We start from the raw sequence: 19066 nt of genomic DNA, 5'->3' as shown, positions 1-19066 counted from the left end.
GCTCCAGCCGCGTTCGCACTCCAGATATAGCGGCATGCCAGTGCTTCCAATCGCCCGGATGGGCAACCCCGTACTCCGCAAGATCGCGGAGCCCATCGCCGACCCGACCGATCCGGCTGTATGCCGGCTGGCGGCCGACATGATCGCCACCATGCTGGACGCCCCCGGAGTCGGGCTGGCCGCCCCGCAGATATCGGAGTCGCGCCGGATTATCGTCTTCCGCGTTCCCGCCGACCGGGGCGAAGGGGAGGAGGTGGCGAACACTGTCCTGGTCAATCCGGTGATCGAACCACTGACGGACGACAGGGTTTTGGGTTGGGAAGGCTGCCTGTCGATTCCCGGCCTGCGGGGACTGGTTCCACGCTATGCCCGCATCCGCTACCGCGGCTATGGCCTGGACGGTGCCCGGATCGAGCGGGAAGCGTCGGGATTCCATGCCCGCGTGGTCCAGCATGAGGTCGACCACCTGGATGGCGTGCTCTATCTTGATCGCATGGACGATCTGCGGCTCCTGGTCTGCACCGAGGAAATGCATCACCTCAACGCCGCGCTGGCCGCGGCAAAGGACGCGCCGACCCCCGCCTGAGGGTGAGCGCAGGGAGAATTGGCGATGAGCATCGATACGCTTCGCGACGAGATCCTGGTGGCCAGCCTGCCCAACGTCGTCTTCGACGGCTGGAGCCTGCAGGCTCTGCGCGACGGCACCGAGATGGCGGGGCACGAGCCGTCGGCGCTGCTGCGCGCCTTCCCCGGCGGTGTCACCGATGCGGTGGAGCATTTCGCCGACTGGGCCGACCGCCAGATGCTGGACCGGCTGGAAGCCCAGCCGATGGCCGAGATGAAGGTGCGCGAGCGCATCTCCCTCGCCGTCCGCACCTATTTCGAGGTTCTGGAGCCCTATCGCGAAGCCAAGCGGCGGCAGCTGTCCTATCTGGCAATGCCGCAGAATGTGGCTCTCGGCCTGCGGTTGCTTTACCGCACGGTGGACGCCATGTGGTTCGCCGCCGGCGACACCTCCACCGACTACAACCACTACACCAAGCGGGCGCTGCTGTCGGCGGTGGTCAGCTCCTCCACCTTCTATTGGCTGGACGACAAGTCGGACGACCATGCGGAGACCCGCGCCTTCATCGACCGCCGGCTGGCCGACGTGATGGCGGTGGGCAAAGCGACCTCGTCGGTCGGCAAGCTCGGCTCGATGCTGAACTTCCTCCCCAACCCCCTGCGCTTCGCCCGCCAGATGCGCCAACGCACCGCCGGCGCCCAGGCGAGCAACGCGACGATCCACATGGCGGACAATATCTGAGGTGGATCTCTAACCCTCTGGAAAAGCAACAAGTTAGCGTCATCCCCGCGAAGGCGGGGATCTAGGAAACCCTGCGAATTATCCGCTGAGTCGGCTGGATTCCCGCCTTCGCAGGAATGACGGCCAAAAGAGCCTCGGGAGGGGGCCTATTCCGCGACGGCGGCCTTCTTCCGCTTCGTCTTCGCGGCCTTCTTCGCCGCCGCGCGCAAGGCCGCCTCGAACCCGGACCGGGCCCAGGGCAGCAGTTCGTCGCGCTCATCCAGCGCCGAGTCGGGTGGCGGGTAGTAGGACAGGGTGGTCGGCTTGTCCGGCATCGGCCGGAAGGGCTCCAGCGCCAGATCCGTGAACGCCGCGCGGTTCACGTCGTCCACCTTGAAGTACAGCGTGTCATCCGCGACCAGCGCGAAGGTCAGCCCGTCGATGGACAGGCCATAGCCGCCGAACATGCGGCGTGCCCGCACATCACCCAGCGGCGCCATCATCTCGCAGAGAGTGGCGACATACTCGCTGGGCGGCTGGGCGGGCATGTGCGGGAGACGGTTACTTTTTGCGGAAGGCGTCCAGCGCCACGACCTCGCCGCGCTTCGGCTCCTCGGCCGGGGCGGCTTCCTCCGCCTTTTCCTCGACGCGCTCGGCGGCGGGGCGGGGCGGCATGGTCGAGACCTCAGCCGATTCGGCGGTGGCCAGCGGCTGGAACTGCAGCGCGAAATTCACCGACGGATCGGCGAAAGTCGTGATGGCGGCGAAGGGGATCACCAGCCGCTCATGCACGTTGTTGAAGCTCAGCGTGACCTCGAAATGATCGTCCGTCACATCCAGCCCGTAATACTGGAACTGCAGGACGATGGTCATCTCGTTCGGATACTGGGAGGCCAGATAATCCGGGATGTCCACGCCGGGGAAGCCGGTGCGGAAGGTCAGGTAGAAATGGTGATTGCCCGGCAAGCCGCGCTCGGCAACCTCGGTCAGCGCGTCGCGGACAACGCCGCGCAACGCGGTTTCGACCATGCGGTCATAGCGGAGCTGCTCTTTCGGCATGCTTGGGCGAATCCCTGATAACGCGATCGGTCCGGCGTCCCGCCTTGGCCTTAGAGCCGGCATGAAACGCTGGAAGGAAGAGGTGTGGGCCTTCTGTTGCTAGGCGGCCCACGGCCCCACCCTTAGGCGCTAACCCTCGGGGATTAGGTTTAGGCTACCAGCCGCCGTTAGGCAGCGAGGCGAGCCTGAGCAACGTTGTCGTTGGCAACTATTGCAACGGCCCGATAACGGCGGAACCATGCCGAGCGAAAACCATGCCTTTACCACGCGTGTCGATCCTATTTCGCCCCCAACGACCCCGGTCAACGAGTCCGGTGTATGGTTGGTGGAGGCGCCGGGTACCGCCCCCGGGTCCACAACGCTTATTCCACAAGGCGTTTATCGCCATAGTCGGCGAACCGACGTCGCGAATATAGGCACTTGCGCCCGGCAAGGGAAGGGGGTGTGTGCATGATCGCCAAATGCGCTGCGGTGACGCGGGCTGGATCGTTCGTTCACCGTTTCCGGCAGCCACGCGGTCTGGTAAGACAGCCGGCACCGTAACCCCGGAGTCACCATGCCGATCACGCCCGAGCAGCGCGACGAAATCGATCGCCTGCGCGCCGTCACCGCCACCACCCGCCGCGCCACCGTGCCCGCGCTGGAAGAGATCCTCTATCAGCCGCTGGAGGTGCTGGACCATGGCTTCGTCCGCGTCATCGACTATATGGGCGACGATTCGGCGGTCGTGCAGGCGGCGCGCGTGTCCTATGGCAAGGGCACCAAGAAGGTCAGCGAGGATTCCGGCCTTATTAAGTATCTGATGCGCCACCGCCACTCGACCCCGTTCGAGATGTGCGAGATCAAGTTCCATGTGAAGCTGCCGATCTTCGTCGCACGCCAGTGGATTCGCCACCGCACCGCGAACGTGAACGAATATTCGGCCCGCTACTCCATTCTCGACCGCGAGTTCTATGTGCCGGCGCCGGAACAGCTTGGCGCCCAGGCCGTGGTGAACCGTCAGGGCCGCGGCGACGTGCTGGAGGGCGAGGAGGCGGCCGATGTCATGCGGCTGCTGCGCGAGGATTCCGAACGCGCCTACAGCCATTATGAAGAGATGCTGAACCACCGCGAGGACGGCAGCGTCATTGACCCGAGCCGCCAGGGTCTGGCGCGCGAACTGGCGCGGATGAACCTGTCCTTGAACTACTACACGCAGTGGTACTGGAAGGTCGATCTCCACAACCTTCTGCATTTCCTGTCGCTGCGCGCCGACAGCCACGCCCAGTACGAGATCCGCGTCTATGCCGACGCCATGCTGGACGTGGTGAAGCGCTGGGTCCCGGCGGTCTTCGAGTCCTTCACCGAATACCGCATGGGCGGCGCTCACCTGTCGCGCACCGGCCTGGACGTGGTGAAGCGCCTGCTGGCCGGTGAGCCGGTGACGCAGGAGGCCAGCGGCCTGTCCAAGCGCGAATGGCGCGAACTGATGGACCAGCTTGGCCGCACCGAAGCCTAAAAAGGACCGAAGACGATGACGCCGGATCAGGCCGAAAGCATCTACCGCCAGGGCCTGATCGCCGCGCAGGCCGGCCGCTGGGCCGAGGCGCAGGACCTTCTCGCCCAAGCCATCACCGCCCGCCCCGGCGTCGCCGTCTGGTGGGCCAATTACGGGCTGGTGCTGGAAAGCCAAGGCGACGTTCCGGGTGCGGCGCAGGCCTATGCCGGGGCGCTGAACCTCGACGGCGGTCTAGCCATGGCGATGGACGGCCTGCTGGTGATGGCGGAGACGCTGACCGGCGCCGGGCGCGCCGATCTGGCGGAGGGATGTTACCGCCGCGCCATCGCGCTCAGCCCCGCCACGCTGGCCGCGCTGGTGAATGCCGGCAATCTGCTGCGGGCCCAGGCTCGCAGGCCTGAGTCGGCGGCGCTGCACCGGCGCGCGGCACACATCGAACCCGACAACTGGATCCCGCCCTACAACATCGGCAACGCATTGGCCGAGATGAACCGGCCGGGCGAGGCCGACCGCGCCTATCGCGCCGGGCTGTGCCTGGAGCCGTCGCGGGTGGAACTGTGGGCCAACCGTGCCAGCCGGTCTCTTGCTCCTCAGGCCCGCATCGGCGAGGCCTTGGTAGCGCTCGACCGTGCCCTGCGGCTGGCGCCGGCCGCCGATTCGTTGCACAGCGCCCGACTGTTCCTGATGCAGTACGACCCGGCGCGGACGATGCCGCAGATCGCGCAGGCCCATGCCGACTGGGGCGCCCGCTATCCCGACCGGCCGGCCGCGGCGGTGGCGGCACCGGCGCCGAGACTGCGCGTCGGTTATGTCTCCGCCGATTTCCGCGCCCATCCTGTCGGTTATTTCCTTGAACCGGTGCTGGCCGCCCATGACCGCAGCGCGTTCGAGGCGATCTGCTATTCCAACACCGCCAATCCGGACGCGGTGACGGCGCGGCTGCGCGGTCTGGCCGATGGCTGGGTCGACAGCGCGGCTATGGACGACGCGGCCCTGCTGGAGCGCATCCGCGCCGACGGCATTCATATTCTTGTCGATCTGGCCGGCCACACGCTGGGCAACCGGTTGGGTGTCTTCGCCCGGCGGGCGGCGCCGGTGCAGGTCACCTGGGCCGGCTATGTCGGCACCACAGGCCTGCCGGCGATGGACTATCTGATTTCAGACCCGCGGCAGAGCCCGGAGGGTGCCGACGGTTGGGCCATCGAGGGCATCGTCCGCATGCCGGATGCCTATGTGCCCTGGTCGCCGCCGGCCGCCGCCCCCGCCGTGGCGCCGTTGCCGATGATCGCGCGCGGCGCCCCGACCTTCGGATCGCTGAACGCCCTGCCGAAGCTGAACGGGCAGGTCGCCGCCTTGTGGACGCGCCTGCTTGCAGCGGTGCCCGGATCGCGGCTGCTCCTGCGCACGCCCGGCCTGGACGATGCGGAATTGCGGGCGCGGACGCTGGCGCTGTTCACGGTTGCCGGGGCCGACCCGGCCCGCATCGAACTGCGCGGTGCCGCGCCTCACGCCGAATTTCTGGCGACTTATGGCGAAATCGACGTTGCGCTCGACCCCTTCCCCTATTCCGGCGGGCTGACGACGCTCGAGGCGCTGTGGATGGGTGTGCCGGTGGTGACGCTTGCCGGCGACCGGTTCTGCGCCCGCCATACGGTGACCCACCTGACCTCCGCCGGGCTTCCGGCGTTGGCGGTCGAAGGGGAGGAGGCCTACATCGCCATGGCGGCGGCGCTGGTGTCCGATCCGGACGGGCTGGCGAGCATCCGCAGCCGCCTGCGCGACCGCCTGGCCGCCTCGCCGGCTTTGGACGGCGTGCGCTTCACCCGCGCGCTGGAGGCCGCCTTCGGCGCCATGTGGCAGCGCGACGCGGCGGGGCAGGGGCGGGCGTCCTTCGCCTTGAACTTCGACTGAGGGCGGGGTGACCGACCGCCTCAGCCGCGGTCGTAATCGTCTTCCCGCTCGCCCGCATCGCCTTCCTCTTCCTCGGCGAGGCGCCGCTGGTTGGCCAGCATGTCGAGCGCACCCTGCAGGATGTAGGCGGCGGCCATCTTGTCCACCACCTCGTCCCGGCGCTTGCGGGTCATGTCGGCCTCACCGATCATGAAGCGTTCCACGGCAGAGGTGGACAGCCGCTCGTCCCAGAAGGCGATCTCGGCCTCCCAGCCCAGCAGGTCGGAACGCTCCAGCAGGTTTTTGGCAAAGGCGCGCACCGACTCGGCGCGCGGCCCCTCCGTCCCATCCATGTTCAGCGGCAGCCCGACCACCAGCCCGCCGATGCCGTAATCGCGGATGGTCTTGCCCAACTCGCGCGCGTCCTGGGTGAATTTGGTGCGCTTCAGCGTGCCGATGGGAGATGCGACGATCAGTCCGGGATCGGCGACCGCCAACCCGACTGTCTTGGTACCGACGTCAAGGCCAAGCAAACGTTGGTTTTTGCCCAGGCGGGCCGCGAGTTCGGAGAGGGTATGGATCATGGCCCGACCATAAGGCCGCAGCCTTGTCACTGCAAGATCGCTTGAGTTGTTGTAAAAGATACTTATTCTTCTAAGTATGAGCAGCGCACTCTCCCTTACCGCCCTGTCGCACCGGCCGCTTGCCGACGCCGACATCCCCACCGTCTGCGGCTTCCCACGCACCGCGGAGGAGCTGTATTTCCTGTTCCCGCGCGCGGTCTGGCCGCTGACCCCGGATCAGGTCCGGGCGACGCTGGGCCAGCGTCGCGACCCGACCGTGGCTACCTTGGCCGAGAATGGGCGGGAGCGCGTGGTCGGATATGCCAACTACGCCACTTTCGAGGATGGCCGCACCGCCAGCATCGGCAATGTCAGCGTCGACCCGACCCTGCGCCGCCGCGGCATCGCCGAATATCTGGTGCGGACGATGATCGACCGTGCCTTCGATCACCATCACCTGCCCGAACTGACGCTCTACTGCTTCAACACCAACACGCCGGGCCTGCTGCTCTATGCCAAGCTCGGCATGATGCCGATCGCGCTGGAGACGCGGGTGACGCCCTGGGGCGAGCCGATCGCGCTGTTCAAGCTGCGGATGGACCGCGCCAACTGGTGCGCTGCCGCCCCCATCGCCGCCTGACCGGACAGCCTCTTGCCTCGCCTTTGGCCGCAATCGTTGCGGATGAGGCCGGCGGGTGATAGCTTCGCGGCCGATTTCCAATGTTTTGGAAGAGAGTAGAGGCATGTCGCTCGACAAGGCCACGGTGGCCAAGATCGCGCATCTGGCCCGCATCAAGGTGCCGGACGAGGAACTGGAATCCCTGGCCGGGGAACTGAGCCAGATTCTGACCTTCGTGGAACAGCTCAACGAGGTCGACACGAAGGACGTGCCGCCGATGACCAGCGTTGCCGCGCAGAAGCTGCGCCGCCGCAAGGACGAGGTCACCGACGGCGGTTACGCCGCGCAGGTCCTGTCGAACGGTCCGGAAACGGCCGAAGGCTTCTATGTCGTGCCCAAGGTGGTCGAGTGATGACGGCGCTCACGCATCTGACGATGGCGGAGGCCCTCGGCGGCCTCGCCAAGAAGGAGTTCACCGCGGTCGAACTGACCGAGGCGCATGTGCGCGCGGTCGAGGCCGTGCGCCCCTTCAACATCTTCATCACCGAGACCCCCGATGCCGCCCTGTCGATGGCCAAGGCCAGCGACGAGCGCCGCGCCAAGGGGCAGGCCGGGCCGATGGACGGCCTGCCCATCGCGGTGAAGGACCTGTTCTGCACCAAGGGCGTGTCGACCACCGCCGGCAGCCACATCCTGGACGGCTTCAAGCCGGAGTACGAGTCCACGGTGACCTCCCAGCTGTGGCGTGACGGCGCCGTCATGCTGGGCAAGGTGAACCTGGACGAGTTCGCCATGGGCTCCGCCACCATCACCGCCCACCAGGGCGAGACGGTCAGCCCGTGGAGCCCCGGCGCGCCGGGCGCCTGGGAGAAGAAGATCGTCGCCGGCGGTTCGTCGGGCGGTTCGGCCGCGGTCATCGCCGCGCGTGCGGCGCTGGGCGCCACCGGCACCGACACCGGCGGCTCGATCCGCCAGCCGGCCGGTTATACCGGCACCGTCGGCATCAAGCCGACCTACGGCCGCTGCTCGCGCTGGGGCATCGTCGCCTACGCCTCCTCGCTCGATCAGGCCGGGCCGATGACCCGGACGGTCGAGGATGCGGCGATCATGCTGCGCTCCATGTGCGGCTTCGACCCGAAGGACTCGACCTCGGTCGACATGGCGGTTCCGGATTTCCGCGCCGCGCTGACCGGCGACATCCGCGGCCTGCGCGTCGGCATTCCGAAGGAATACCGGGTGGAGGGCCTGTCGGCCGAGATCGCCGCGCTGTGGGACCAGGGCATCGCCTGGCTGAAGGAGGCCGGCGCCGAGCCGGTCGAGGTCAGCCTGCCGCACACCAAATACGCGCTGGCCGCTTATTACATCATCGCGCCGGCGGAGGCGTCGTCCAACCTCGCGCGCTATGACGGCGTGCGCTACGGCCTGCGGGTCGAGGGCGGCAACCTCAAGGAAATGTACGAGAACACCCGCGGCGCCGGTTTCGGCAAGGAAGTGCAGCGCCGCATCCTGATCGGCACCTATGTGCTGTCGGCCGGCTATTACGACGCCTATTACAACAAGGCCCGTCAGGTGCGCACGCGCATCAAGTGGGACTTCGACGAGGCGTTCAAGAGCTGCGACGTCATCCTGACGCCGACCGCCCCCAGTACGCCGTTTGCCATCGGCGAGAAGATGGACGATCCGGTGCAGATGTACCTGAACGACGTCTTCACCGTTCCGATCAATCTCGCCGGCCTGCCGGCCATGTCGGTCCCGGCCGGTCTGGGCGCCGACGGCCTGCCGCTCGGCCTGCAGCTGATCGGCCGTCCTTTCGACGAGGAGACGCTGCTGCGCGTCGGCCAGGTCGTCGAAAAGGCCGCCAGCTTCACCGCGCTTCCGCCCTTCGTGGCGTGACGCGGGCAGCATGACAACGAAAGGGCCGGCTCGTGTGAGCCGGCCCTATTCGTTTGTGCCCTTTTCGTTTGAAGCGTCGTCAGCCGACACCTCGCCGTCACGCCCCGCCGATTCCCTGCACATAGCGCTCGCCGGTCTTCGGATCGATGTTCTCACCCGTGCCCGGCGTGCCCGGCGGCCCTTCGTCCTTGTCGCTCATCGGCTCGACCGCCGGCTTCACCGGAATCGGCTTGGTGGCGGGACGGTCGTTCTGCTGCGTCTTCTCTTCGGCCATGGCGGAAGTCTCCCTCTGTTGGCTCGGTTCACCTCCACCAACAGGCTGTCCGCCGCTTCGTCACCCTCCGCCCCCACTATTCGGCGGCTTCCAGCGCCACCCGCGCCAACTCCAGCAACTTCCTGTCCACCTCGGCGGCATCATAGCCGGGGGTGTCGGCCAGGGAGTCGCGCAGGCGCATGGTGATGAACTCACCGGTGTGGTGCTTCTCGTAAAGGCGGACGTCGCCCAGTGCCTTGGCGACGCGGTGCAGCCTATCGCGATCCATCTTGCCCTCCCGTCTTGGTCACCCAACTTGATCACTGCAGTGGCAACAGCCGGGCCGCCGCATCATTCCTGTGCGTTGAGTTCCTCTTGCGCCGTACTGCGCATGGATGCCGGAACAGGACGCGGCTCTCCGGCGTCCCTGTTCATGGCGGCAATCACTGGCGATTGGGGGCGAAGGCATGGACCCGGGACACGATCAACGGCGCGAACTGCTCACCCGCGTCCGCCATGTCGTCGAGCATTACGAGCGCCACAGCACCGCCGGCCCGGCCATCATGCGCGGCGTGCGCTATGACCTTGCGGTGCGGGCGACCGACCTGAACGGCGACGGCTGCCTGTTCCCGGCCTGTAACTGTGCAAAAGCGGACTGTGCGGAGCGAGGGTCATGTATTTCGCCAAATACAGATGGTTGGTTTAAATAGTTTAAAGCAAGCTCTAGGCAGAGTAACGTGAATTACGCTGAGGTTTATATCTAGGGGAATAGATTTATGATGAATAAATTGCAGTAAAGCATTGCAAGAAAATCTATCTTCCAATCCATGTCTTGATTGCATCATAAGCAAAATTTGTGATTAATCCTATAAATACAGCAAATATCACGGAAATGATTAAAAAAGTGCGGCGGTTCTTAAGCCTTCTGCATGACGATCCATCTATTGATGGATCTATCATCGCAAATGGGTAAAATGGATTCATCAGATTTGTTAATCCTCCAGCTGAAATATACATGCCACCAACAGCAAATGCACATATCCAAAACATTTTGGCCAAAGATGTAACGATATTTAGCTCGTGCAGCAAGTTCATTAGCTGTGAGCCAAGTATAGACATGGCTACCGCAAGAGGTGATAGCGCAGATATTTCGATATTAGAAAGAAAAACAGAAGAGCGCTTCCTAAGTTTTTTAGAAAACACATCAAAAAACGTTTTAAATCGATGTATCACTTGACGATGTGCTTTGATGAATACATAAATTATGCCAGATCTGCGATTTCCTTGGATGAATCTATCAAATATCATCTCAAATTTAAATTCTTCGCCATCAATCCTAATCTCTAGTTTTATTATCTCTTCTCCTGAATAGCATAGTTCAGATATATCTATGGCGGAGCTTCTCTTTATAATCATCCCGTCGTTCATATAAACAAAATATCTTATGCTTTTATCTAAATTTTGGTCTTCGATTATCTCAAAAAGAGTTGATTCGAGTGCTAGAAGATCCTTCATTGTTAGCGCATATCGGCTTTCTATCTTTCTTCTAAATTCAACATACCTGACAAAATCTTCATCCGAAAAATCGTCAGTATACGATGATGTCATTGCCATCTCTCTCAATAAGAATGAAGGAAAATACTGAATAAAAAGGGGGAAGCCTGTTACCTAGGTAACAGACTTCCCCTTCAGATATTACAAAGCTTTAGCTTTGGCTTTCTGAACGTTCTCTTCAATGCTTGTTAAGGAGGAACGTATAGCCAAAGGGGATGACGCTTATCAAACGCTGTAGTACATCTTGTACTCGATCGGGTGCGGCATGGTCTCGAAGGCCATCATCTCTTCCGTGCGGAGGTCGATGTAGCCGTCGATCATGTCCTGCGAGAAGACGTCGCCCTTGCGCAGGAACTCGTTGTCCTCGCGCAGAGAGTTCAGGGCTTCGCGCAGCGAGCCGCAGACGGTCGGGACCTTCGCCAGTTCTTCCGGCGGCAGGTCGTACAGGTTCTTGTCCATCGCGTCGCCAGGATGGATCTTGTTCTGGATGCCGTCCAGGCCGGCCATCAGCATGGCGGCGAAGGCCAGGTACGGGTTGGCCGACGGATCCGGGAAGCGGACCTCGACGCGCTTGCCCTTCGGCGAGGCGACGTACGGGATGCGGCAGGAGGCCGAACGGTTGCGGGCCGAGTAGGCCAGCAGCACCGGAGCCTCATAGCCCGGGACCAGACGCTTGTAGCTGTTGGTCGACGGGTTGGTGAAGGCGTTCAGCGCCTTGGCGTGCTTGATGATGCCGCCGATGTAGTACAGAGCCAGCTCCGACAGGTCGGCGTACTGGTTGCCGGCGAACAGCGGCTGGCCGTCCTTCCAGATCGACTGGTGGCAGTGCATGCCCGAACCGTTGTCGCCGAAGACCGGCTTCGGCATGAAGGTCGCGGTCTTGCCGTAGGCGTGGGCGACGTTGTGCACCACGTACTTGTAGTACTGCATGTTGTCGCCGGTGCGGACCAGCGTATCGAACTTGATGCCCAGCTCGTGCTGGGCGGCGGCCACCTCGTGGTGGTGCTTCTCGACCGGAACGCCCATCTCGGCCAGGACGCTCAGCATCTCGGCGCGCAGGTCATTGCAGCTGTCGATCGGGGCGACCGGGAAGTAGCCGCCCTTGGTGCCCGGGCGGTGGCCCAGGTTGCCGTCCTCGTAGTCCTTGCCCGACGAATAGGAACCCTCGTCCGAGGCGAACTCGTACGACACCTTGTTCATGTCTACGGAGTACTTCACGTCGTCGAACACGAAGAACTCGGCTTCCGGACCGAAGAAGACGGTGTCGCCGATGCCGGCCGAAGCGGTGTACTTCTCGGCGGCCTTGGCGATGCCGCGCGGGCAGCGGGCGTAGGAGCCACCGGTGCCCGGATCATAGACGTCGCAGAGGATGTTCAGCGTCGGCTGGGCGGCGAACGGATCCATCACGGCCGTCGTCGGGTCCAGCTTCAGGATCATGTCCGACTCTTCGATGCCCTTCCAGCCGGCGATCGAGGAACCGTCGAACATGATGCCGTCTTCGAACACGTCCTCGTCGATGGTCGAGACGTGCTGGGCGGTGTGGTGCAGCTTGCCGCGCGGGTCGGTGAAGCGCAGGTCCACGTACTTGACGTCGTGTTCCTTGATCAGGTCGAAGACCTTGCTGATGTCGGACATGTCTCTTTTTCCACGCTTTAAGAGGGTTGGATCCCGCTGCGTCAAGCCGCTGCCCAGGCCCCTGCGGGGGCTTGGCGGCGGAGGGCGGCGCTCGCGGCGGACGTTATCTCACGCCTTTCTTCCCCGCACAACGCGCCAACCCAAAAAGTCGCACGTTCGCCATAGGCGGCCATCGGCCGTTCGGCAAGGTGCGCGGCCGGGGCCGGCATGAGGTGATGGGGAAAGCGGCGCATGTTGGCGGATGCTGGTCGGGAGGGTGCCGGTTTGAAGGAAGGAGCCGGTGGACGATGCTATCCGGGCGCGATCAGATCGCGTCGGCGCCCTTTTCCCCGGTGCGGATGCGAACCACCTCCTCCACGGGCGTGACGAAGATCTTGCCGTCGCCGATGCGGCCGGTATGGGCGGCCTGCTGGATCGCCTCGATCGCCCGCTCCACCAGGGAATCCTCCATCACCACTTCGATCTTCACCTTCGGCAGGAAGTCCACGACATATTCCGCGCCGCGGTAAAGCTCCGTGTGGCCCTTCTGGCGGCCGAAGCCCTTGGCTTCGGTGACGGTGATCCCCTTGATCCCGACTTCGTGAAGGGCTTCCTTCACCTCGTCGAGCTTGAACGGCTTGATGATGGCTTCGATCTTCTTCATGGGTCTCTCGTGTACGAGGTGCCAACGCCGGCAGGCACCGTCCACGGCACTGCCGACAGCGACGACGATAAGCATGGAGCGTGCCACATTCGGCCGATCCGATCCGGCGGCATCGACGCTGGTCATAAGACGGTCGGGTGCCGTCCAATGGGGCAGGGGGCTGCCGAAGGATTCGGCGGAGTGAACAATATTTGTGCAGGTGGTGCAAGCGCTCCGCGCTGTCGGGCGCAGGACGGATGCTGCGGCCGGGCGGCGGAGGCAGCCTTGAGGAGCCGAAATAGGTTTTTTCATTTTTCTTGAAAAAGGTGCTTGACCGGAAAGCCGAGCTGGAGGATAACGCGGCTCCCGACGGCGGAAACGCTGACGGCGGCGGTGGTAGCTCAGTTGGTAGAGCCCTCGGTTGTGGTCCGAGTGGTCGTGGGTTCGAGTCCCATCCATCGCCCCATCTTCCCTTTTCTTTCCCCTGAAAATCCGTTCTTCTTATCGTCCGCACGGCTGGTTGGCCGTTTCGCGGGCGTTTATGCTTGTCTGCATCGTGCTTTCCGGGCAAAGACGCAGCCCACGGGTAGAATGGGGGCGCGCAACTTCGCCCTTCCAGAGTTCGCCCGCAAGGGAAGGCAGCGTCGGGGGAGTGGGGGATGGATGAGCTTCTGTCCGTCGCGGAGATGTATCGGGCCGACCAGCTGGCCATCGCCGCCGGGGTGCCGGGCCCGGCCCTGATGGAGGCCGCCGGTGCCGCCGTGGTCCGCGCCGTGTGCGAGCGCTGGGCGCCGCATCCGACCGCCGTGCTCTGCGGCCCCGGCAACAATGGCGGCGACGGCTTCGTCATCGCCCGGCTTCTGCTGGAAGCCGGCTGGCCGGTGCGGCTGGCTCTGCTCGGCACGCGTTCGGCCCTGACCGGCGACGCGGCGGTCGCGGCGGAGCGCTGGCCCGGCCCGATCGAGGCGGCCGATCCCTACATCCTCAAGGGCAACCCGCTTGTCATCGACGCATTGTTCGGCGCCGGCCTGTCCCGGCCGCTCGACGGGCTTGCCCGCGCCATCGTCGAAGCCATGGAGGGACGCACCGTCGTCGCTGTGGACGTGCCGAGCGGACTGCATGGTGACAGCGGCCGGGTGCTGGGGGCGGCTCCGCAAGCGGCGCTGACCGTCACCTTCTTCCGTCGCAAGCCCGGCCATGTGCTGTTGCCGGGCCGCACCTTGTGCGGCGAGGTGGTGGTCGCCGACATCGGCATTCCGGAGCGGGTACTGGACGGCATCGCGCCGCAGACCGCGGTGAACGAGCCGTCTTTGTGGCAGCACCGCTTTCCCTGGCCGGCGCTGGACGGCCACAAGTACGCACGCGGCCATGCGGTGGTGCTGGGCGGGGCACGGATGACGGGTGCGGCCCGGCTGGCCTCGGTCGCGGCCCTGCGCGCCGGTGTCGGACTGGTCACCATCGCCTGCCCGCAGGAAGCCTTCCCCATCTATGCCGCCGGCTGCGCCAGCGTGATCGTCGATCCGCTGGAGGACGACGGCGCCTTCGCCCGGCTGTTGCAGGACCCGCGCAAGAATGCGGTGCTGATCGGTCCGGGGGCGGGCAGGGGTGCGCAGACGCGCGCCGCGGTGATGGCCGCGCTGGACGCCCGACGGGCCTGTGTTCTGGATGCCGACGCGCTGACCAGTTTCGCCGAGTCGGCCGACGAGCTTCTCGACCGGCTCGACAAGCGCTGCGTCCTTACCCCGCACGAGGGGGAGTTCGCCCGGCTGTTCGGCGATTCGGTCGGCATGGACGGCGACAAGCTGTCGCGGGTCCGGGCCGCTGCCGCGCGGTCGGGCGCGGTCGTCGTCCTGAAAGGCGCCGATACCGTGGTCGCCGCCCCCGATGGCCGCGCGGTGGTCAACGTCAACGCACCGCCCGACCTGGCGACCGCCGGCACCGGCGACGTGCTGGCCGGCATCGTTCTGGGCCTGCTGGCGCAGGGAATGGACGGATTCGAGGCTGCCTGCACCGCCGTCTGGCTGCATGGCGAGGCCGGACGCGCGCTCGGCCCCGGCCTGATCTCCGACGATCTGGCGGGGGCGCTGCCCGGCGTGCTGAAGGCACTGAAGTCGCAGGGCTGAAGGCTGCCGAAGCCGCCCCGAGGGTTGACGACTGCGGTACCTCTGACGACGGCGTTCGCGCGACCCCTTGCGGCGTCGCTCCGGGCACGCCAGACTCCGGGGCATGAGCGACGCACCCGACACCACCATCCTGGAACCTGTGCCGCCATCCCCGGCCGCGCAGCCCAATTTCTTCGACCGCGCGCTGGACAACCTGCGCACCCGCTGGCGCGAGATCGCGGCGTCTGCCCGCGGTGCCGTGGGCGCGCCGCCGCGCACCCATCTGCCGAAGGAGGACGCGGAGCGTCTCAAGGAGCAGATCGAGGCCTGCCTGGAATCGCGCGGCGGCGAGGTTTCGGCGCGCGCCCGCGCCGCCCAGCTCGGCCGCACCTATCTGGCGCTGGATCCCCAGGGTCGGCGCAACTTCCTTGTAATGCTCGCGCGCGACTTCGACGTCGACCGCGATGCGGTGATGGACGCGATGGCGACCTTCCAGGCCGCCACCGACCCGGTGGCGCGCGGCCATGCCGAACGGGCTTTGCGCCGGGCGCTGGAGCCGCCGCGCCTGCGGTTGCTGACCCAGTTCAACGCCCTGCCGGAAGGGGTGAAGTTCCTGGTCGACCTGCGCGCCGAACTGATGGAGATGGCGCGCGGCGAACCCCTGCTGCAGGCGCTGGAAGACGACCTGAAGAACCTGCTGCGGGCGTGGTTCGACGTCGGCTTCCTGGAGATGCACCGCATCACCTGGGACAGTCCGGCCTCGCTGCTGGAAAAGCTGATCAAGTATGAGGCGGTGCACGAGATCAGCGGCTGGCAGGACCTGAAGGACCGGCTCGATTCGGATCGGCGCTGCTTCGCCTTCTTCCACCCGCGCATGCCGCACGAGCCGTTGATCTTCGTCGAGGTGGCTCTGGTCCAGGGCATGTCGGACAATGTGCAGGCCCTGCTCGACCCGACCGCCCCGGTCTGCGACCCCAAGAGCGCCGACAGCGCCATCTTCTATTCGATTTCCAACGCCCAGACCGGGCTGGCCGGCATCAGCTTCGGCAATTTCCTGATCAAGCGGGTGGTCGACGGGCTGGCGACCGAGTTCCCCAACATCAAGTGCTATGCCACCCTGTCGCCGATCCCCGGTTTCCGCCGCTGGTTCGACCGGACGCTCGATCGCGACGGCGATGCCGTGCTGACCAACACGGAGGCCGAGCGCATCGCCGAACGGTTGACCGAACTGGAACAGGCCGACGACGTCGAGTCCCCCACCGAAGGCGGCGTCGGCACCGACGAATCGCCGCTGCTTGCCCGTGCTCTCTCCCGTCCCGGCTGGGCGGACGACGATGACCTGCAGAAGCACCTGCGTGGGCCGCTGATGCGGCTGTGCGTGCATTACCTGACCGGTGTGCAGGAGGCGAAAGGCCACGGTCGTCCCCGCGCGCTGGACCCGGTGGCACATTTCCACCTGACCAACGGCGCGCGGATGGAGCGGCTGAACTGGCTGGCCGACCGCTCGGCCAAGGGGCTGAAGCAGTCGCTGGGGATGATGATCAATTACCGCTACCGGCTGGGCGAGATCGACGCCAATCACGAGGCCTACACCGGCGAAGGGCGCATCATCGCCTCGTCGGCGGTGCGCTCGCTGGGCAAGGCCGGCGGCTGACGCGAACAGAGCGTGCCTCACTCTCTTGAGTGGGGCCATTTTGCCTGTTTGCTTCCGGCGCGCTGTGCTATAGACCGGACTTCGCCGGCGGTCCGGCGGGTGTTTCGGCACCCGCCGCGGCTGCCTTTGCCATGAACGCGGGCGTGGCGGAATTGGTAGACGCGCTGGATTTAGGTTCCAGTGACTTCGGTCGTATGGGTTCAAGTCCCTTCGCCCGCACCATGGCAACACCTTGGACCGCATGGACAACACGGATTCGGGCCGCCCGGACGGGCGCCGCCGGGCCGGAACAACGAGATAGGCTTTCGTTCCGATGAACATCACCGAGACCAGCACCGACGGCCTCAAGCGCGAATTTCAGGTCGTCATTTCCGCCAAGGACATCGAAGAGAAGGTGAACGGCAAGCTGGAAGAGCTGCGCCGCACGGTCCAGCTGCCGGGCTTCCGTCCGGGCAAGGTGCCGGTCACCGTGATCAAGCAGCGCTATTTCGGCGGCGTGCTGTCCGAGGTGCTGGAGGACGCCATCTCCGACAGCTCGCGCCAGGCGCTGAGCGAGCGCGGCCTGCGCATCGCCCTGCAGCCGAAGATCGAAGTCGAGAAGTACGAGGACGGCGGCGACCTCACCTACAAGATGGCGGTCGAACTGCTGCCGGACGTCGAGCCGGGCGACTTCTCGGGCATCGAGCTGGAGAAGCCGGTCGCCGAGGTCACCGAGGAGTCGGTGGAAGAGGCGCTGACCCGTCTGGCCTCCGCCCACTCCACCCAGGCCCCGGTCACCGAGGACCGCGCCGCCGAGACCGGCGACATCGCCGTGATCGACTTCGCGGGTTCCGTCGACGGCGAGGCCCTGCCGGGCATGGACGGCAAGGACTATCCGCTGGAACTGGGTGCCGGCCGCTTCGTGCCTGGCTTCGAGGAGCAGCTGGTCGGCGCCAAGGTCGGCGAGCACCGCACCGTCAACGTCACCTTCCCGGAAGACTACCCGCATGAGCGCCTGAAGGGCGCCGCGACGGTCTTCGAGGTCGACGTGAAGGAGCTGCGCAAGAACGTCCCGGCCGAGGTCAATGACGAACTCGCCAAGGAGTTCGGCATGGAGAGCCTGGAGAAGATGCGCGAAGCCATTCGCGACCGTATCAAGGGCGAGTATGACGGCCTGTCGCGCCTGCGCGTGAAGCGCCAGCTGCTCGACAAGCTGGCCGAGGCCCATTCCTTCGAGGTGCCGGCCGGCATGGTCGACATCGAGTTCGAGGGCATCTGGGCCCGTCTGCAGGAAGAGCTGAAGAACGGCACCGCCGGCGAGGACGCCGACAAGTCCGAGGACGAGCTGAAGGCCGAGTACCGCTCGATTGCAGAGCGCCGCGTCCGCCTGGGCCTGCTGCTGTCGGAAGTCGGCCGCCGCAACAACATCCAGGTCACCCAGGACGAGGTGAACCGTGCCCTGATCAACGAAGCCCGCCGCTTCCCCGGTCAGGAGCGTCAGGTGTTCGAGTTCTTCAAGCAGAACCAGCAGGCGCTCGAGAACCTCCGCGCCCCGATCTTCGAGGACAAGGTCGTCGACCACATCCTGGATCAGGCCAAGGTCACCGAGAAGACCGTCAGCGTCGAAGAGCTGAGCAAGGACGAGGACGAGGCTGAGGCCGCCTAACTCCCCGAAAGGAGTGGGGGCGGACTACCATCCGCCCCCAAAGGTTCCTATATGTGGTTCCGTGCCGGCAACGATCACCGGTTCAGCCAACTGCGGGGGCAGGGAAGAACACATGTACGACTTCGAGCCGAAGATGAATGCTCTGGTCCCGATGGTCATCGAACAGACCAACCGGGGCGAGCGCGCGTACGACATCTATTCGCGCCTGCTGAAGGAGCGGATCATCTTCCTGATCGGCGGAGTGAACGACGCCGTCGCCAGCCTGATCTGCTCGCAGCTGCTGTTCCTTGAGTCGGAGAACCCGAACAAGGACATCGCGCTCTACATCAATTCGCCGGGCGGCTACGTCTCGGCCGGCCTCGCCATCTACGACACCATGCAGTACATCCGTCCGCAGGTGTCGACGGTGTGCATGGGGCAGGCGGCCTCGATGGGCTCGCTGCTGCTGGCCGCCGGCGCGCCGGGCAAGCGCTTCTCGCTGCCCAACAGCCGCATCATGATCCACCAGCCGTCGGGCGGTGCCCAGGGCCAGGCCTCGGACATCGAAATCCAGGCCCAGGAAATCCTGAAGCTGCGCTCGCGCCTGAACGACATCTATGTCAAGCACACCGGGCAGGACCTCGACACCATCGAGACCGCCATGGAGCGCGACAAGTTCATGTCGCCGGAAGAGGCGAAGGCCTTCGGTCTGATCGACGAGGTGGTGGAGAAGCGCCCCGGCGTCGATCACCATTCGTAAGCCGCGGTTTCCAAGCCCTCCCAACAAAGGGTTGATCGGGTCGTGACGCTGTTGT

The 19066-nt window shown here is 65.1% G+C and carries 20 protein-coding genes, 2 tRNA genes and 1 other RNA gene; 14 read left to right on the top strand and 9 right to left on the bottom strand.

Annotated features, from left to right (window positions below):
- Positions 1 to 34 precede the first annotated feature (34 nt).
- Both def and PWS46_RS08620 read left to right on the top strand, forming a co-directional pair.
- Positions 35 to 586, top strand: a complete 552-nt coding sequence (def, locus tag PWS46_RS08625) for a peptide deformylase (RefSeq protein ID WP_434613764.1) — start codon at positions 35 to 37, stop codon at positions 584 to 586.
- Between the two features lie 24 nt (positions 587 to 610).
- Complete coding sequence (locus PWS46_RS08620; protein WP_434613761.1) at positions 611 to 1306, top strand: COQ9 family protein; 696 nt, start codon at positions 611 to 613, stop codon at positions 1304 to 1306.
- Positions 1307 to 1452: 146 nt separating this feature from the next.
- Here PWS46_RS08620 and PWS46_RS08615 read toward each other — a convergent pair whose 3' ends face one another.
- The 3 genes from PWS46_RS08615 to ssrA all read right to left on the bottom strand — a co-directional run bounded on the left by PWS46_RS08615 (position 1453) and on the right by ssrA (position 2786).
- The gene (locus PWS46_RS08615) at positions 1453 to 1833 is read right to left on the bottom strand and encodes a TfoX/Sxy family protein (protein ID WP_434613758.1); all 381 of its coding nucleotides are present in this window, start codon (positions 1831 to 1833) and stop codon (positions 1453 to 1455) included.
- A 13-nt stretch (positions 1834 to 1846) separates the two neighbouring features.
- Entirely contained in the window at positions 1847 to 2344 is a 498-nt protein-coding gene (locus PWS46_RS08610) for an SspB family protein (protein WP_434613755.1), read from the bottom strand.
- Between the two features lie 81 nt (positions 2345 to 2425).
- Positions 2426 to 2786: a transfer-messenger RNA gene (gene ssrA / locus PWS46_RS08605) on the bottom strand.
- A gap of 114 nt (positions 2787 to 2900) precedes the next feature.
- Between ssrA and thyX the strand changes: the two genes are divergently transcribed.
- A complete protein-coding gene (gene thyX, locus PWS46_RS08600; RefSeq protein ID WP_434613752.1) occupies positions 2901 to 3842 on the top strand; it encodes an FAD-dependent thymidylate synthase in 942 nt (313 codons plus the stop codon).
- Between the two features lie 15 nt (positions 3843 to 3857).
- Complete coding sequence (locus PWS46_RS08595; RefSeq protein WP_434613749.1) at positions 3858 to 5753, top strand: tetratricopeptide repeat protein; 1896 nt, start codon at positions 3858 to 3860, stop codon at positions 5751 to 5753.
- A 20-nt stretch (positions 5754 to 5773) separates the two neighbouring features.
- On the opposite strand, the gene ruvX is transcribed toward PWS46_RS08595, so the two are convergent.
- Positions 5774 to 6316 carry a Holliday junction resolvase RuvX gene (gene ruvX, locus PWS46_RS08590; RefSeq protein WP_434613746.1) on the bottom strand — a complete coding sequence of 181 codons (543 nt, stop codon included), beginning with the start codon at positions 6314 to 6316 and terminating at the stop codon, positions 5774 to 5776.
- A 76-nt stretch (positions 6317 to 6392) separates the two neighbouring features.
- Between ruvX and PWS46_RS08585 the strand changes: the two genes are divergently transcribed.
- The 3 genes from PWS46_RS08585 to gatA all read left to right on the top strand — a co-directional run bounded on the left by PWS46_RS08585 (position 6393) and on the right by gatA (position 8807).
- Positions 6393 to 6935 carry a GNAT family N-acetyltransferase gene (locus PWS46_RS08585; RefSeq protein WP_434613742.1) on the top strand — a complete coding sequence of 181 codons (543 nt, stop codon included), beginning with the start codon at positions 6393 to 6395 and terminating at the stop codon, positions 6933 to 6935.
- A 103-nt stretch (positions 6936 to 7038) separates the two neighbouring features.
- Positions 7039 to 7326 carry an Asp-tRNA(Asn)/Glu-tRNA(Gln) amidotransferase subunit GatC gene (gene gatC, locus PWS46_RS08580; RefSeq protein WP_014248134.1) on the top strand — a complete coding sequence of 96 codons (288 nt, stop codon included), beginning with the start codon at positions 7039 to 7041 and terminating at the stop codon, positions 7324 to 7326.
- Positions 7326 to 8807, top strand: a complete 1482-nt coding sequence (gene gatA, locus PWS46_RS08575; protein WP_434613739.1) for an Asp-tRNA(Asn)/Glu-tRNA(Gln) amidotransferase subunit GatA — start codon at positions 7326 to 7328, stop codon at positions 8805 to 8807. Before gatC ends, gatA begins: the two co-directional genes overlap by 1 nt.
- A 97-nt stretch (positions 8808 to 8904) precedes the next feature.
- Here the strand turns inward: gatA and PWS46_RS08570 are convergent, their stop codons facing one another.
- Positions 8905 to 9081 (bottom strand): hypothetical protein, encoded by a 177-nt coding sequence (locus PWS46_RS08570; RefSeq protein WP_434613736.1) that lies wholly within the window; start codon positions 9079 to 9081, stop codon positions 8905 to 8907.
- A gap of 76 nt (positions 9082 to 9157) precedes the next feature.
- Positions 9158 to 9349 carry a hypothetical protein gene (locus PWS46_RS08565; RefSeq protein WP_434613734.1) on the bottom strand — a complete coding sequence of 64 codons (192 nt, stop codon included), beginning with the start codon at positions 9347 to 9349 and terminating at the stop codon, positions 9158 to 9160.
- 178 nt (positions 9350 to 9527) lie between these two features.
- Between PWS46_RS08565 and PWS46_RS08560 the strand changes: the two genes are divergently transcribed.
- Positions 9528 to 9770 (top strand): hypothetical protein, encoded by a 243-nt coding sequence (locus PWS46_RS08560; RefSeq protein WP_434613731.1) that lies wholly within the window; start codon positions 9528 to 9530, stop codon positions 9768 to 9770.
- 103 nt (positions 9771 to 9873) lie between these two features.
- Here the strand turns inward: PWS46_RS08560 and PWS46_RS08555 are convergent, their stop codons facing one another.
- The 3 genes from PWS46_RS08555 to PWS46_RS08545 all read right to left on the bottom strand — a co-directional run bounded on the left by PWS46_RS08555 (position 9874) and on the right by PWS46_RS08545 (position 13018).
- Positions 9874 to 10668, bottom strand: coding sequence for a hypothetical protein (locus tag PWS46_RS08555; protein WP_434613728.1), 795 nt, complete (start codon positions 10666 to 10668; stop codon positions 9874 to 9876).
- 171 nt (positions 10669 to 10839) lie between these two features.
- Entirely contained in the window at positions 10840 to 12249 is a 1410-nt protein-coding gene (gene glnA / locus PWS46_RS08550) for a type I glutamate--ammonia ligase (RefSeq protein WP_434613725.1), read from the bottom strand.
- A 304-nt stretch (positions 12250 to 12553) separates the two neighbouring features.
- Complete coding sequence (locus PWS46_RS08545) at positions 12554 to 13018, bottom strand: P-II family nitrogen regulator (protein WP_109073833.1); 465 nt, start codon at positions 13016 to 13018, stop codon at positions 12554 to 12556.
- Between the two features lie 243 nt (positions 13019 to 13261).
- Between PWS46_RS08545 and PWS46_RS08540 the strand changes: the two genes are divergently transcribed.
- The 6 genes from PWS46_RS08540 (at position 13262) to clpP (ending at position 19011) form a co-directional block, all read left to right on the top strand.
- Positions 13262 to 13337, top strand: a tRNA-His gene (locus PWS46_RS08540).
- 193 nt (positions 13338 to 13530) lie between these two features.
- On the top strand, positions 13531 to 14994 hold the full coding sequence (locus PWS46_RS08535) for an NAD(P)H-hydrate dehydratase (RefSeq protein ID WP_434613722.1): 1464 nt from the start codon (positions 13531 to 13533) through the stop codon (positions 14992 to 14994).
- Between the two features lie 103 nt (positions 14995 to 15097).
- Positions 15098 to 16627 (top strand): malonyl-CoA decarboxylase, encoded by a 1530-nt coding sequence (locus PWS46_RS08530; RefSeq protein ID WP_434613719.1) that lies wholly within the window; start codon positions 15098 to 15100, stop codon positions 16625 to 16627.
- Positions 16628 to 16764: 137 nt separating this feature from the next.
- Positions 16765 to 16849 (top strand) — tRNA-Leu (locus PWS46_RS08525).
- Positions 16850 to 16940: 91 nt separating this feature from the next.
- The gene (gene tig / locus PWS46_RS08520; protein ID WP_434613716.1) at positions 16941 to 18272 is read left to right on the top strand and encodes a trigger factor; all 1332 of its coding nucleotides are present in this window, start codon (positions 16941 to 16943) and stop codon (positions 18270 to 18272) included.
- A gap of 112 nt (positions 18273 to 18384) precedes the next feature.
- Entirely contained in the window at positions 18385 to 19011 is a 627-nt protein-coding gene (gene clpP / locus PWS46_RS08515; RefSeq protein WP_042688570.1) for an ATP-dependent Clp endopeptidase proteolytic subunit ClpP, read from the top strand.
- Positions 19012 to 19066 lie beyond the last annotated feature (55 nt).

The sequence above is a fragment of the Azospirillum sp. B2RO_4 genome (assembly GCF_051124815.1).
GTDB lineage: Bacteria > Pseudomonadota > Alphaproteobacteria > Azospirillales > Azospirillaceae > Azospirillum.
Note: the sequence above shows the minus strand (reverse complement) of the source record. Positions and strands in the feature narration are given on the sequence as shown.

What these genes read in the sequence shown, in the direction of transcription:
- PWS46_RS08595 (WP_434613749.1), top strand. Translation starts at nt 3,858, where the DNA reads ATGACGCCGGATCAGGCCGAAAGCATCTACCGCCAGGGCCTGATCGCC.
- PWS46_RS08610 (WP_434613755.1), bottom strand. Translation starts at nt 2,344, where the DNA reads ATGCCGAAAGAGCAGCTCCGCTATGACCGCATGGTCGAAACCGCGTTG.
- ruvX (WP_434613746.1), bottom strand. Translation starts at nt 6,316, where the DNA reads ATGATCCATACCCTCTCCGAACTCGCGGCCCGCCTGGGCAAAAACCAA.
- PWS46_RS08545 (WP_109073833.1), bottom strand. Translation starts at nt 13,018, where the DNA reads ATGACCAGCGTCGATGCCGCCGGATCGGATCGGCCGAATGTGGCACGC.
- PWS46_RS08555 (WP_434613728.1), bottom strand. Translation starts at nt 10,668, where the DNA reads ATGACATCATCGTATACTGACGATTTTTCGGATGAAGATTTTGTCAGG.
- PWS46_RS08570 (WP_434613736.1), bottom strand. Translation starts at nt 9,081, where the DNA reads ATGGCCGAAGAGAAGACGCAGCAGAACGACCGTCCCGCCACCAAGCCG.
- PWS46_RS08530 (WP_434613719.1), top strand. Translation starts at nt 15,098, where the DNA reads ATGAGCGACGCACCCGACACCACCATCCTGGAACCTGTGCCGCCATCC.
- gatC (WP_014248134.1), top strand. Translation starts at nt 7,039, where the DNA reads ATGTCGCTCGACAAGGCCACGGTGGCCAAGATCGCGCATCTGGCCCGC.
- PWS46_RS08585 (WP_434613742.1), top strand. Translation starts at nt 6,393, where the DNA reads ATGAGCAGCGCACTCTCCCTTACCGCCCTGTCGCACCGGCCGCTTGCC.
- thyX (WP_434613752.1), top strand. Translation starts at nt 2,901, where the DNA reads ATGCCGATCACGCCCGAGCAGCGCGACGAAATCGATCGCCTGCGCGCC.
- clpP (WP_042688570.1), top strand. Translation starts at nt 18,385, where the DNA reads ATGTACGACTTCGAGCCGAAGATGAATGCTCTGGTCCCGATGGTCATC.
- PWS46_RS08560 (WP_434613731.1), top strand. Translation starts at nt 9,528, where the DNA reads ATGGACCCGGGACACGATCAACGGCGCGAACTGCTCACCCGCGTCCGC.
- PWS46_RS08620 (WP_434613761.1), top strand. Translation starts at nt 611, where the DNA reads ATGAGCATCGATACGCTTCGCGACGAGATCCTGGTGGCCAGCCTGCCC.
- PWS46_RS08615 (WP_434613758.1), bottom strand. Translation starts at nt 1,833, where the DNA reads ATGCCCGCCCAGCCGCCCAGCGAGTATGTCGCCACTCTCTGCGAGATG.
- tig (WP_434613716.1), top strand. Translation starts at nt 16,941, where the DNA reads ATGAACATCACCGAGACCAGCACCGACGGCCTCAAGCGCGAATTTCAG.
- def (WP_434613764.1), top strand. Translation starts at nt 35, where the DNA reads ATGCCAGTGCTTCCAATCGCCCGGATGGGCAACCCCGTACTCCGCAAG.
- glnA (WP_434613725.1), bottom strand. Translation starts at nt 12,249, where the DNA reads ATGTCCGACATCAGCAAGGTCTTCGACCTGATCAAGGAACACGACGTC.
- PWS46_RS08535 (WP_434613722.1), top strand. Translation starts at nt 13,531, where the DNA reads ATGGATGAGCTTCTGTCCGTCGCGGAGATGTATCGGGCCGACCAGCTG.
- gatA (WP_434613739.1), top strand. Translation starts at nt 7,326, where the DNA reads ATGACGGCGCTCACGCATCTGACGATGGCGGAGGCCCTCGGCGGCCTC.
- PWS46_RS08565 (WP_434613734.1), bottom strand. Translation starts at nt 9,349, where the DNA reads ATGGATCGCGATAGGCTGCACCGCGTCGCCAAGGCACTGGGCGACGTC.